11 protein-coding genes are annotated in these 12,262 nt (G+C 72.2%); 3 read left to right on the forward strand and 8 right to left on the reverse strand.

Annotation, left to right across the window (positions count from 1 at the left end):
- The first annotated feature begins 19 nt into the window (after window positions 1–19).
- A complete protein-coding gene (locus KJK29_RS08065; RefSeq protein ID WP_251057741.1) occupies window positions 20–1,510 on the forward strand; it encodes an alpha/beta hydrolase in 1,491 nt (496 codons plus the stop codon).
- 33 nt (window positions 1,511–1,543) lie between these two features.
- Here the strand turns inward: KJK29_RS08065 and KJK29_RS08070 are convergent, their stop codons facing one another.
- Complete coding sequence (locus KJK29_RS08070; protein WP_215118026.1) at window positions 1,544–2,605, reverse strand: peptidoglycan recognition protein family protein; 1,062 nt, start codon at window positions 2,603–2,605, stop codon at window positions 1,544–1,546.
- Window positions 2,606–2,853: 248 nt separating this feature from the next.
- Between KJK29_RS08070 and KJK29_RS08075 the strand changes: the two genes are divergently transcribed.
- A complete protein-coding gene (locus KJK29_RS08075; protein WP_215118027.1) occupies window positions 2,854–4,587 on the forward strand; it encodes an SMI1/KNR4 family protein in 1,734 nt (577 codons plus the stop codon).
- Window positions 4,588–4,605: 18 nt separating this feature from the next.
- Here the strand turns inward: KJK29_RS08075 and KJK29_RS08080 are convergent, their stop codons facing one another.
- The 5 genes from KJK29_RS08080 to dctA all read right to left on the reverse strand — a co-directional run bounded on the left by KJK29_RS08080 (window position 4,606) and on the right by dctA (window position 10,829).
- Window positions 4,606–5,871 carry a phosphatase PAP2 family protein gene (locus KJK29_RS08080; protein ID WP_251057742.1) on the reverse strand — a complete coding sequence of 422 codons (1,266 nt, stop codon included), beginning with the start codon at window positions 5,869–5,871 and terminating at the stop codon, window positions 4,606–4,608.
- 210 nt (window positions 5,872–6,081) lie between these two features.
- Window positions 6,082–7,167, reverse strand: coding sequence for a tartrate dehydrogenase (locus KJK29_RS08085; RefSeq protein WP_215118029.1), 1,086 nt, complete (start codon window positions 7,165–7,167; stop codon window positions 6,082–6,084).
- Between the two features lie 122 nt (window positions 7,168–7,289).
- Complete coding sequence (locus KJK29_RS08090; protein WP_215118030.1) at window positions 7,290–8,219, reverse strand: LysR family transcriptional regulator; 930 nt, start codon at window positions 8,217–8,219, stop codon at window positions 7,290–7,292.
- A 37-nt stretch (window positions 8,220–8,256) separates the two neighbouring features.
- Window positions 8,257–9,417 (reverse strand): glycerate kinase, encoded by a 1,161-nt coding sequence (locus KJK29_RS08095; protein WP_215118031.1) that lies wholly within the window; start codon window positions 9,415–9,417, stop codon window positions 8,257–8,259.
- Window positions 9,417–10,829, reverse strand: a complete 1,413-nt coding sequence (gene dctA / locus KJK29_RS08100) for a C4-dicarboxylate transporter DctA (protein WP_251057743.1) — start codon at window positions 10,827–10,829, stop codon at window positions 9,417–9,419. The genes KJK29_RS08095 and dctA overlap by 1 nt, the downstream gene beginning before the upstream one ends.
- A 101-nt stretch (window positions 10,830–10,930) precedes the next feature.
- On the opposite strand from dctA, the gene KJK29_RS08105 reads away from it, so the two are divergent.
- Complete coding sequence (locus KJK29_RS08105; RefSeq protein WP_215118032.1) at window positions 10,931–11,068, forward strand: hypothetical protein; 138 nt, start codon at window positions 10,931–10,933, stop codon at window positions 11,066–11,068.
- Between the two features lies 1 nt (window position 11,069).
- On the opposite strand, the gene KJK29_RS08110 is transcribed toward KJK29_RS08105, so the two are convergent.
- Both KJK29_RS08110 and KJK29_RS08115 read right to left on the reverse strand, forming a co-directional pair.
- The gene (locus KJK29_RS08110) at window positions 11,070–11,723 is read right to left on the reverse strand and encodes a DUF3105 domain-containing protein (protein ID WP_215118033.1); all 654 of its coding nucleotides are present in this window, start codon (window positions 11,721–11,723) and stop codon (window positions 11,070–11,072) included.
- A 108-nt stretch (window positions 11,724–11,831) separates the two neighbouring features.
- Complete coding sequence (locus KJK29_RS08115) at window positions 11,832–12,227, reverse strand: hypothetical protein (RefSeq protein WP_215118034.1); 396 nt, start codon at window positions 12,225–12,227, stop codon at window positions 11,832–11,834.
- Window positions 12,228–12,262: the final 35 nt, after the last annotated feature.

The raw sequence follows: 12,262 nt of genomic DNA on the forward strand, positions 1-12,262 counted from the left end.
AAGATCTTCTGGAGACCCCTTGACCCGTCCCGTACGCCGCACCGCACTGCTGTGCGCCCTCGCGGCCGCCACCGCCCTGCTCCCCGCCGCCCCCGTCGGGGCGGCCGAGCCGCGCTCCCCGCTCCGCTTCACCGACTGCCCCGACTCCGTCCCCCGGCCGGCCGCGCCGGAGCGTGTCGAGTGCGGGCGGATCAGCGTGCCGCTGGACTCGCGGCGCCCCCGAGGGCCGCGCATCGAGGTGGCCGTCTCACGGGTCCGCGCCTCGGGCACCCCCGCCGAACGGCGCGGCATCCTGCTGGTCAACCCGGGCGGCCCCGGCGGCTCCGGGCTCCCCTACGCGGTCACCAAGCGCGCCAAGCTCCCCGAGAGCGTGCGGCGCGCGTACGACGTGATCGGCTTCGATCCGCGCGGCGTCGGGCAGAGCACCCCGGTCTCCTGCGGCCCGATGGGCGGCCTCTTCGACAGCCCGGGCGGTGACCCGGTACCGGACGGGGCCCCGGCCGAGCGGGCGTATCTGTCGTCCCTGCGCGCGATGGCCGACGACTGCGCGGCGCACGCGGGCCGCCTGCTGCCGCATCTGTCCACCGAGCAGACCGCGTACGACATGGACGCGATACGCGAGGCCCTCGGCGAGCCTCGGACGAGCTTCCTCGGCGTCTCCTACGGCAGTTATCTCGGCGCCGCCTACAGCGCACGCTTCCCGCACCGCGTCGGGCGGATGGTGCTGGACAGCGTGGTCGGGCCGTGGGACTGGTACGACTTCGACGTGATCCAGAGCCGGGCGCTGCTGCGTCAGCGCGGGACGTTCTTCGCCTGGGCGGCGGACCATGGCGAGCGTTTCGGCCTGGGCGGGACACCGGGCGCGGTGCGGGAGGCGTATCTGCGGGTGCGCCGGGGGCTCGCCGCGCGGCCGGTGGCAGGGTTCGGTCCGGCGGAGTTCGACCGGGCGGTGTACCGCGCGCTGGGCCGCACCGAACGCTGGGAGGGCCTCGCCGACGGTCTGCGCGGCTACCTGGCCGACGGTGACCCGGACGGACTGCTTCCGGCCACCGCATTCGACGGCCCGGGCTCCCGCAACTACGAAGCGGCCAACCGCGTCGTCAAGTGCGCCGACGGACCGGGCCCCAGCGCCCGCGACATCGTCGCGGACATCCGCCGCACCCGCCGTCTCGACCCGCAGCCGGTTCTGACGGGCATGGAGGCGAACGCCTGCGCCTCCTGGCACCACCGACCCGGCCACCGCACACCGCTCGGCAGTCCGGACGCGCCGCCGGTCCTCCTGGTCGCCTCCGCGCACGACCCCGTCACACCGGTCGAGGGGGCCCACTCCATGCGGCGCCTGCTGCCCGGTTCACGCCTGGTCACCCTCGACGACGACTACTCCCACGGCGTGTTCGCGAGCCGTGGGAACGCCTGCGTCGACGACACCGTCGCGGACTATCTGGTGCGCGGAACGGTGCCGTCGGCGGACGTGCGCTGCGCGGGCCCGGGCCTGCCGACGGTCCGGTAGAGCGCCGGCCTCAGGCCTCCGTCCACACCGGTCTCAGGCCTCCGTCCACACCAGCACGGTCAGCACCGCGTTCGCGACGGTGACCGGCACGGCGGCCTGGCTCAGCAGCCGCACCCGCATGCTGCGCCCGGAGGCGAGCCGCTTCGTCAGGGGCACGACGACGAAGCTGCCGCCGCCGGTGCCGGCGATCTCGTGGATCGGGTGGTCCGCGCGGTGCTCGTCGCCCTCGTACTCCGACATGCGCGCCTGCACGACCGCGCCCGCCGGCAGACCGTCGATCTGGAGGCTGAGCGTCCCGCTGAAGCGGGACGGTCCACGGGCGAACACGCTCCCGCCGGTGGCGTGGTGGCCGGTCTCGTCGGTCCACTCCGTGGTGAACTCGACCGAGTCCCAGGCGCCGGGCGCGAGCTCGTACTCCCCGGCGACACCTAAGTTGACGTAGTGGGGCATGGGGTCCTCTCCTTCCCACCGGCCCGCCGGGAGGGCCAGGGCGTCGGCGACATCACGGCGGAAGTCGGCCATGTCGAATCCGCGCGGGTCGACCTTCCAGTCGCTCCATTCCAGGTGGCCGATCGCGCTCTTGTGGCCCCAGCCGTGCGCGCGGCAGATCGCGACGGTGGCCTTGACCATGGCGAGGTACTGCTCGCGCGGCCACGGGTCCTGGCCGTCGCCCTTGTTCTCGCACTCCCACCCGTAGAACCGGGCGTTGCCGTCGACCGCGCCGGCCGAGCCGTCGTGCTCGTGCGTCGCCGGCGGATACGTGCCGTACGACTCGCCTATGACGGCGTTCAGCACGTCACCGTCACCGCCGCCGGCGTGGTTGGCCCGGCCGTTGCCGGTCAGATGGACGACGCCGTCCTTGGTGATGCAGCCGGTGGCCAGCGGGCCGGGCAGGGCGCTGTGGCCGTGGTAGATCAACTCGACGACGTCCGTGCTCGGCCCGGTGACGGTGTGGTGGATCATCACACCGTGCACGGGGCCCCAGGGGCCCTTGTGATTACGGTTGTTGGTGCGCCAGCCGCCGACCTCGTGGACGGCGCAGCCCTCGGCCTTCAACGCGGCGACGAGCCGGGCGGCGGTGAGTGGTGTGGCCATGCGTCGGTCCTCCGTTTCGGCGCGCTCGCGCCGGTCCGAAGACTGCGGGCCCGGCGACGGAGCGTGCCTGCGGAACGCTTCGCCGGAACTTGCCCTGGAAACTCGCCAGGCCCTCACTCACCATTGTTCCGCCGCTCGCCGCCTCCCTCACCTCGCCGTACCCCCGCACACAAATTCGGCGGGATTACGCCCCTGCCGCCTCAGGAACGGCAGGGCACTGTCAGTGGCCCGGCGTAGGGTCCGCTGCCATGAGCATCCCCGCCGTCGAGGAGTCCTGGCTCCGCCTGGACGCCTGGCTGACCCGGCACGCCCCTCTCACCCACGCCACCCTGCGCCCGCCGGCGGCCCGGGCCGCCATCGAGGCGGCCGAGCGCACCCTCGGGCTGGAGTTCCCTCCCGACCTGGTGGCGTCTCTGCGGTGCCACGACGGGGTGGAACCCGGCCCTGCCGCTCTGGAGTTGACGTATCACGGGCCGCTGTCCGCAGTCGGGGACATCGTGCGGAGCGCGACCTTCCTCCGAGGCGTCGCGGCAGAGATCTATGACGACCGGCTGCCCATCACGCCGGGCATCGCGGGGAAGCCCTCGGACAGCCTGTTCGTCTCCTGCCGTCCCGGGCCCCACCACGGCCGGGTGGGCCGCTCTTTCGAGGAGGACATGCTCTCCCGCGCGAACTGGCCGTCGCTGCGCCACGTTCTGGCGGACTTCGCGGATGCTCTGGAGCAGGGCCGCCGGTTCTACGGCCGTACCCCCCTCGCCGTGGACGGAAGGCTGCTGTGGGAGACGGAGGGAACCGTGCCCGCCGACGCGGTCTCTCCGCTCACCCATGCCACCACGCTGACCGAGCCGGAGTCGGACCCGCCCCCGCGGACACCGGTCTTCCCGGACCACGCCGACAGCTCCGTGCCGGAACCCCCGCAGGGCGGCACGGAGCAGGGGACGCAGCGGCTCTTCTTCGTCCGCACCGGCCGCCGGCGTCGCGAACCGCTTCCGGACCAGCCGGACGTGGCGTTCGCCGCGGGGCTGACACCGGCCGAGATGCTGCGCCGGCTCGGCGCGATACCCGCCACGGTCCGGCCGCGCGACCGGCGGCAGGCCCAGCGGGCGGTGGAGTCGGCGTGGGCCGCGCACCGGCCCCTGGCCCGTGCGGGCGCCCTCGACGGGTGGGCGTACGCCACGATCGAGGGCGGCGCCGCCCAGTTCGCCCGGCAGGAGGTGCTGCGCGCCCTGTCCGCCGGAACGCGCGTGGTGGTCCTGACCAGGCAGGGCCCCGAGGTCGCTCTCGCCTTCGCGGAGGACGGGGTGCCGGGCCCGGCGGAGGACACCCGGCGCGTCATGTCACCACGGGAGGGCAACCACATGGGCGGACCGTGGGCGCGGCGCCTCGGTGTGGACCTCTGGCCGGGCTCCACCGCCGCCTACACCGACTTCCTGGCCGTCCTGGAGGAGGAGTTCAAGATCGCCTACCACCCGGACGCGGAGGGGCCCGCGGAGCTGACCAGCGCGCTGCTGCTGCCCCTCCTGGACGACCTGCCGGAGCGTGAACCCGGGTCCTGCGTACGGGACTTCGACCTGGCCGGGCTCGTGGAGCGCACCCCGCACCGGCGACTGCGTACGGCCGTCGCGGCCCAGGTCGCCCGACTGGCCGCCGAGACGCACCTCGACTCCCACCCGGAGGTCAGCGAGGCCCTCGACCGGATCCGGCACGGCCTGCCGGTCGACTGCGACCAGGACGAACCCCTGGCCGTGCGGATGCGGACCCTGGTCGCGGAGGTCCACGCCACCAGGGAGACGCTGTCCGGCGACGACAGCGGGCCCGTGTCCCAGGACGACCTCACCGCATGGGTCGCGCGAAGAGACGCGGCCGACGCGCTACGGGCCTTCCTCCGGCTCCCGTTGCCCATCGCCGCCGAGACGGTCCTCCAGCGGCGGATGTCCCTCCACTGGCGCGACGAACTCGCCGCCGACCTGCGCGACACCTGACGAAGGGCCGTCCGGCGGTCAGACCAGCTCGGGCTGCGGTTCCGGCTTCGGTATCGGCGCGGGCTCGGGTTCCCACACCCGCGTGGTCCGGATGTAGCCGTAGATCACGGAGGCCATCAAGGCGATGAGGAGCGGGCCGAACAGCTTCGGGTGCGCGGCCATCTCCACCGGCAGATAGCGGTAGGACACCAGGAGCGCGCCGAACACCGCCGTGCCGTAGGTGACCAGCTGGATTCCCGACCGGTCCCAGCCGCGTGCCTGGGCGCGCAGGGCCGCCTCGATGGTGAGCGTGAACACCACGCCGGCGACGAGGTCCACGCCGTAGTGGTAGCCGAAGCCGAGCGTCGCGGTGAGCGTGGCGATCAGCCAGAACGTGCCCCCGTAGCGCAGCAGGCGCGGGCCCCGGCGGGAGTGGAGGTAGATCGCGACGGCCCAGGCCGTGTGCAGGCTGGGCATGCAGTTGCGCGGGGTGATCCCGTCGAACGGCATCGACTGCGGGGCCCCGATCGGCGGCGGCAGGTCGGGCCAGAGGTTGGCCAGCGCCCACTGGCCACCGTCGGCACCGTAGGCGTAGACCGGCCCGACCACCGGGAAGATCATGTAGATGCCCGGGCCGAGGAGGCCGATCACCAGGAACGTGCGCACCAGATGATGCTTCGGGAAGCCGCGCTCGGCCGCCACGTTGCGGAACTGGTACAGCGCGACGACGACCGCGCCCACCGCGAGCTGCGCGTAGACGACGTCGAGCAGCCCGATGCCGACCGGGCCGGTCGCCGTGACGAGACGGCCCACCAGCCACGAGGGGTTGCCGAGCGCGTGGTCGGCGGACGCCAGGTACTGGTCGAGAACCGTCGGCTGGGTCTTCGACGTGATGAGCAGCCAGGTGTCTCCGGTCTTACGGCCGGCCACCAGCAGCAGTCCGAGCCCGACGCCCTTCAGCAGCAGCACCCGCTCCGCGCCGGTGCGGCGCGTGACGGCCATGACTGCTATGCCCAGAATCACCCACAACGCACCGTTGCCGAAGGGGTGTCCCTCGGCCAGGAAGGGCGCGCCGATCGCCCACCGCACGAGCTGGAAGACGGCGTCGATGCCGACCGCGACACCGACCGCGATGAACCGCTGCCGGTTGTTCAGCACCACCAGCGCCATGGCCAGACAGGCATACAGCAGCCAGCCCGATTTGGGCGGGAGTATCACCTCTTGCACCTGGCAGGTGATCGGCCCCGGCATGCCGTAGCGACGTGCGGCGATCTCCAGCGCGATGAGGAACCCGAGGGTGATCACCCCCACCAGGGTCCATAGCAGCACCCGCGGTTGACGCCATGCGGCGAACGTCGTTCTGCTGCCTATTCGCGCAAACAACCGTGATGCCATGGATATCAATTTTTTAGTCTGTTTTCCGGTGAAGATGGGCGATGGGTGCTCGTCACAAGCTCGAACATGCTAACGGAGCGATGCGGATGAGTCTCGCGATTACGGGTGATTCGAGCCGACTCAGATGGTCAGGGCATCGATCAGGGCCTTGGTGACGTCCTCCGTGGCGGCGGTGCCGCCCACGTCGCGGGTGAGGATGCCCGCGGCCGTGGTCGCCTCGATCGCCTTGTTCAGCCGGGCCGCCTGGTCCGGCAGCCCGAAGTGCTCCAGCATCAGGGCCGCGCTGCCGACGGCGCCGATCGGGTTGGCCAGGCCCTGGCCCGCGATGTCCGGGGCGGAGCCGTGCACCGGCTCGAACATGCTCGGGAAGCGGCGCTCCGGGTTGAGGTTGGCGCTGGCCGCGAGGCCCAGGCTGCCGGCCAGGGCGCTGCCGAGGTCGGAGAGGATGTCGGCGTTCAGGTTCGAGGCGACGACCACCGACAGGTCCTCGGGGCGCAGGACGAACTTCGCGGACATGGCGTCGACCAGGACGCTCTCGGTCTCCACGTCCGGGTAGTCGGCGGCGACCCGCTTGAAGACGTCGTCCCACAGGACCATGCCGTACTGCTGGGCGTTGCTCTTCGTCACCGACGACACCTTGCGGCGGCCGCGGGTGCGGGCCAGGTCGAAGGCGAAGCGCATGATGCGTTCGCAGCCGACCTCGGTGAACAGGGCCGACTGTACGGCGACTTCGCCGCCCGGCCCGCGACCGCCGAGGTTGCGCCCGCCGAGCCCGGCGTACTCGCCCTCGCTGTTCTCCCGGACGACGACCCAGTCCAGCTCGGTGTCGTCGGCCTTGCGCAGGGGGCTGACGACGCCCGGCAGGAAGTGCACGGGGCGGACGTTGGCCCACTGGTCGAAGCTCTGGCAGATCTTCAGCCGCAGGCCCCACAGGCTGATGTGGTCGGGGACGGTGGGCCAGCCGACGGCACCGAAGTAGATCGCGTCGAAGTCCTTGAGCCGGTTGAGCCCGTCCTCGTCCATCATCCGGCCGGTGCGCTCGTAGTAGGCGCAGCCCCAGGGGAACTCCTCCCACTCGAAGGCGAAGGCGCCGCCGGATTCCGCGGCCAGGGCGTCGAGGACGGTCCGCCCGGCGGCGACGACCTCCTTGCCCACGCCGTCGGCGGGAATGGCGGCGATACGGAACGTACGGGGTGCGGTGGTCATGGGTACCTCCGGGGCGCCGGCTCGCCGGCTCGCTGTGACGGGATCGGTTGCGAGTCAACACAGGGCGGTCGTACGGCGTCCAAGACCTGGTTCCGATGCGACGTATAGGCGCGGCCGATCGGTCACGCGTCAGGCGTCGGGGGTGGCCCGCCGGTGCCGTGTGCCGCCCGGCGCCGGGCGAGCGATGCGGTGAGGGCGAGGAAGGCGCGCGCGGCCGGCGTGAGATGCGCGGGCAGGCTGACCATCGCGACGTGGAGGTGGGCGGTCGGCTCGATGGGCGCGACCACGGCGCCGCAGCGGCGGGCCAGCCGGGTCCAGGAGGACGGCAGGACCGCGACGCCCACCCCGGTGAGGACCAGCGGCAGGATCGAGGTGCGGTGGTCCACGACCGTCACGATCTCCGTGCCGGTGCCGCCCGCGGTGATGTCGTCGACGATGCCGCGCATCAGGCTGCCGGTGCGGGAGGCGATGAGTTTCTGCCCGGCGAGGTCCCCGGGCCGGATCGTGACGTCGTCCTCGACGGCCCCGCCGGGGGCGGCGACGACCACGAACGGCTGGTCCTCGACGTGCAGGACGTCCAGCCCGGCCGGCCGCACCGGGGCGGCGCTGCCCAGCAGCCCCAGTTCGCAGGCGCCGCTGCGGACCAGGGAGAGCACCTCGTCGGGGGTGAAGGCGGCCTGGGTGCTCACCGTCACGGACGGATGCAGCTCGGCGAAGCGGTGGACGAGGGTCGTGAGCGGTTCGATGCCGGGCGAGGGCATGGTGGCGACCTCGACGGTGCCGCCGTGCAGCCCGGCGAGCGCGGCGGCGGTGTCCCGTACGGCCGTCAGGTCGCGCAGCACACGTCTGCTCGGCTCCAGCAGCTCCCGGCCGGCCTCGCTCAGCACGACGCCCCGGCCCACCCGGTGGAAGAGGGCCACCCCGAGGTCGGCCTCCAGGTTCGCCATCGACTGGGACAGCGAGGGCTGGGCGACGTGCAGGGCGGCGGCGGCCTTGCTGAAGCCGCCGTGCTCGACGATGGCGAGGAAGTACTCCAGTTGCCGGGCGTCCATGGTGCCTCCCCGCTCCGTCCTGGTGCGACAGGCGAGCCTACCTGGCGGTTTCCGCTGTCTCCCGTCCCTTACCTATGAGCCGGCGCTCGGCGAGTGCGCGCCCGCACCGCTCGAGCAGCCGCGCGGACAAGTCGCTGTCGTGCGCGCAGTCCTGGTCGGTGAGGTCGGTCAGGGCCTGGACGGAACGGAAGTGGGCGGCGGTCCGCTCGGCGGGCAAGGTGCAGCGGCCGGCCACCGCGTGCACCTCCGTGCCGTACCGGCGGGCCCGCCGGGCGAGCGCGACCGGCAGCTTGCCCGACAGGGACTGCTCGTCGAGGCTGCCCTCACCGGTGACGACGAAGTCGCTCGCGGCGAGCAGTTCGTCGGCTCCGAGCAGGGTGAGGAAGTAGTCCGCCCCGGAGCACACGCGCCCGCCGAGCAGCATCCCGGCGTAGCCGAGCCCGCCGGCGGCTCCGGCGCCTGGCGTCTCCGCTCCTCGCGCGGCGTCCGGGTCGCCGGTCGCCGCCAGCCGGCGTACGAACCCGGCGAGGGCGTCGTCCAGTTCTCGCACTTCCGCCGCGCTCGCCCCCTTCTGTGGTCCGTAGACGGCGGCCGCGCCCGTCGGCCCGAGCAGCGGGTTGTCCACGTCGGTGGCGAGGACGAGGTCGATGTCTTTCAGGGCGGTACGGGCTTCGGTGAGGTCGGCGGTGCGGAGGTCGGCCAGTCCGCCGCCGCCCGGGCCGATCGGGGTGCCGTCCGCTCGGGCGAGCACCGCGCCGAGGGACCGTAGCAGGCCCGCGCCGCCGTCGGTGGTCGCGACGCCGCCGAGTGCGAGGACGATCGTGTCGGCGGCGCCCTCCAACGCGTACCGGACCGCCTCGCCGACGCCCTGACTCGTGGCCGTGAGCGGCGCTTTCCGGCCGCCCGGCAGGACGCCGAGTCCGCAGACGGCCGCGGCTTCGATCAGGACGGTGCGGCCGTGTATGGCGACGCCGGCGGTGAGAGGCTGCCCGGTCGGGCCGGTCACCACGAGGTCCTCGCGGCGGAACCGGCCCGCGCAGGCGGCGGCCACGCTGCCCTCTCCGCCGTCGGCCAACGGCAGCCGGTCGACCCGCGTGTCCGGGGCGGCCTCCAGCAGCCCCCGCTCCAGTGCGCGGGCCACCTCGTCGGCGCTGAGGGAGCCCTTGAACTTGTCCGGGGCGATCAGGACGGACGCCATCAGGGCGTCACCTCGGCCGGTTCGACGGGGGTGCGCTGGACGGGCGCGGGCGCCCCGGCCGGGCGTTCCGCGCCCTCGGACTCCGCCGTCGCCGGTGGCTCTCCCGCCTCACCGGCCAGGACCGCGCGAGCCCTGGCCAGGTCCAGTCCGTTCTCCCACTTGGCGACGAACAGGGTGGCGACGGCGTTGCCGAAGAAGTTCACCAGCGCCCGGCACTCGGACATGAACTTGTCGATGCCGAAGATGAGCATGATCCCCGCGGCCGGGACGGAACCGACCGTCGACAGCGTCGCGGTGAGCGCGATGAAGCCGCCCCCGGCCACTCCCGCCGCGCCTTTGGACGTCAGCAGCATGACGGCCAGCAGCCCGAGTTGCTGGCCGAGGGAGAGGGACGTGTCGGTGGCCTGGGCGATGTAGAGGGTGGCCAGTGAGAGGTAGATGGCCGCGCCGTCGAGGTTGAAGCTGTAGCCGGTCGGCACGACCAGTCCGACCGTGGACCGCTCGGCGCCCATGAACTGCAGCTTGCGCATCAGCCCGGGCAGCGCCGGCTCGGCCGTGGAGGTGCCGAGGACCAGCCAGAACTCCTCCTTGAAGTAGCGGAAGAGCTGGAAGATGTTCAGCCGCACGTACAGCGCGAGCACTCCGCCGAGCACAACCACGACGAACAGGGCGGAGGTGACGTAGAAGAGGAGGATCAGCGAGCCGAGGCTGGTCAGCGTGGACAGGCCGAACTTCCCGATGGCGTACGACATCGCGCCGAAGGCGCCCAGCGGTGCGGCCTTCATGACGAACGAAAGGACCTTGAAGACGACCTCGGTCAGCCGTCCCACGGCCGCGATGATCGGCTCGCCCGTCTTCCCGACCATCTTCAGCGCAATGCCGAAGACGACGGCCAGGAAGATCACCTGGAGGATGTCGCCCTCGACGAACGGCCCGAAGAAGCTGTCCGGCACGATATTGGTGAGGAACTCCCACCAGTGCTGGTGTTCGCCCTGGTCGATGTACTGGCCCGCGTCGCCCGAGGCCTTGAGCGTCGACGGGTCGGCGTGCACACCGTCGCCGAGCCGAAAGAGGTTGATCGCCACCAGGCCGGTCAGCAGGGCGACGATCGTGCCGACCTGGAAGTAGGTCAGCGCCTTGATGCCGGTCCGGCCGACCTTCTTCAGATCGGCGACCCCGGCGATACCGCCGATGATCGTCAGGAACACGATCGGGCCGATCAGCATCTTCATCGCGGTGATGAACGTGGTGCCGATCGGCTCCATGTCGGTGGCGAGATCCGGCCATCGCCAGCCCAGCACGATGCCGATCACGATCGCCACCAGCACCTGTACGTACAACTGCCGGTACCACGGCGTCGCCGCGATCCGCACGGCTTGCTCGGCTCGCTCGGTGCCCGGGGTATGCGTCATTGCGGCCTCCCTGATCGCGCGACACCGGGCCCGACCGGTCCGCGCCAGCTTGCGCCACAGTGAACCGGGGCCCGGCTCAGGGGGTCCACGACCAAAAATCGATGCCCCGTATAGGCGGTGCCTATCTGTGCCGGCGCACCCGGGGGCGGCGCCCGCCGGGTGCGGGCATGGCCGCGCAGGTCGAGGCCGCCGCCACCGACCTGGGCCCTCCCGTCGACGGCGGCCACGTCGCCCGGTGACCTACTGGGTCAGTCCGTTCGTGCAGGCGGCGCCAGGCTCAGGGGTCTGCGAGCCCTGGACGTACTTGGTCAGGAACTGCTCGACGCGGGGATCCGACGCCTTGTCCACGGTGAGCTGGTAGCCCCAGGCCGACAGCATGATCTTCCCGGCCTGGTCGTCGACCGGGCTCATCAGTGTGTAGGGGGTCCTGGAGACCTTGTCTCCGAGCGCCTTGACGTCGGCGTCGGCGGCCTTGTCGTTGTACGTCACCCAGACCGCCCCGTGTTCGAGCGAGTGGACGGCGTTCTCCTTGCCTATGGCCTTGGTGTAGACGGTGCCGTCGCAGGTCATCCACGCCTGGCTGTGGTCGCCGCCGACGGGCGGGTTCATCGGGTAGTCGACGGCCGTCTGCACGTGCTCGCGGCCGAGCTTCTTCGCGTTCCAGGTCTTCTCGCCGCGTACGGGCTTCTTCGCCGCGGCGGCCTGCTGCTCGTCCTTCTCGTCGGCCTTGTTCAGGGCGTAGGCGCCGAAGCCGGCCAGTCCGGCGACGATGACCACGCTGAGCGTGATGGTGATGACGCGGCTGCGGCGCTCGCGGGCTCTCTCTGCGCGGCGCATCTCCTCGATGCGGGCCTTGCGGGAGACGGCGGCGGCCTTCTTGCTGCTCTTGCTCATGGCGGGGTGTCCTTCTTCCTTCGCGCCGTACGGCGGTCAGTGCGGGGATGGCATGGATGTCTCGGGCGCCGTGCGCTCGTGTGGGCGCACGGCGTCCCGGCATCCGGCTCAGGTCCGCAGCACCTGAAGGGCATGAAGGTCGGGAGCGCCGCTCACGGGAGGAGGCTGGGCGAGGAGCGCGGGGCCGCCCTGCCGCCTGGGCGGATCCGGCATGCGGGGCAGGAGCGCCGGCATCGGCTGGACGGGGGTTGCGAGCACCCCCGCCGCCGGGTGTACGGCCTGAGCACAGCACGCGTCCCCGGTGGGACAGTCGTCCACATGCACGGCCGCGACGGCGTGATGTCCGGCCCGGTGGCCGCCGTCGACGCCGCCGTGTCCCGCGTACCCCAGGCACATCACCAGCGCCGCGAGCAGGACGGCGAGGGCAGGACTCAGGACCCGGGCCCACGTGGTCCACCACGCTCCGCGGGATCTGCGCTGCGTCAGCGGCGTCCTGCTCGTCATCACGGTGATGTTAAGCGGTTTCCGGAGGTGCCGGG

The organism is Streptomyces koelreuteriae (genome assembly GCF_018604545.1).
Lineage (GTDB): Bacteria > Actinomycetota > Actinomycetes > Streptomycetales > Streptomycetaceae > Streptomyces > Streptomyces koelreuteriae.

What these genes read in the sequence shown, in the direction of transcription:
- KJK29_RS08110 (WP_215118033.1), bottom strand. Translation starts at nt 11,723, where the DNA reads ATGAGCAAGAGCAGCAAGAAGGCCGCCGCCGTCTCCCGCAAGGCCCGC.
- KJK29_RS08070 (WP_215118026.1), bottom strand. Translation starts at nt 2,605, where the DNA reads ATGGCCACACCACTCACCGCCGCCCGGCTCGTCGCCGCGTTGAAGGCC.
- KJK29_RS08075 (WP_215118027.1), top strand. Translation starts at nt 2,854, where the DNA reads ATGAGCATCCCCGCCGTCGAGGAGTCCTGGCTCCGCCTGGACGCCTGG.
- KJK29_RS08105 (WP_215118032.1), top strand. Translation starts at nt 10,931, where the DNA reads ATGCCCCGTATAGGCGGTGCCTATCTGTGCCGGCGCACCCGGGGGCGG.
- KJK29_RS08095 (WP_215118031.1), bottom strand. Translation starts at nt 9,417, where the DNA reads ATGGCGTCCGTCCTGATCGCCCCGGACAAGTTCAAGGGCTCCCTCAGC.
- KJK29_RS08085 (WP_215118029.1), bottom strand. Translation starts at nt 7,167, where the DNA reads ATGACCACCGCACCCCGTACGTTCCGTATCGCCGCCATTCCCGCCGAC.
- KJK29_RS08115 (WP_215118034.1), bottom strand. Translation starts at nt 12,227, where the DNA reads ATGACGAGCAGGACGCCGCTGACGCAGCGCAGATCCCGCGGAGCGTGG.
- dctA (WP_251057743.1), bottom strand. Translation starts at nt 10,829, where the DNA reads ATGACGCATACCCCGGGCACCGAGCGAGCCGAGCAAGCCGTGCGGATC.
- KJK29_RS08090 (WP_215118030.1), bottom strand. Translation starts at nt 8,219, where the DNA reads ATGGACGCCCGGCAACTGGAGTACTTCCTCGCCATCGTCGAGCACGGC.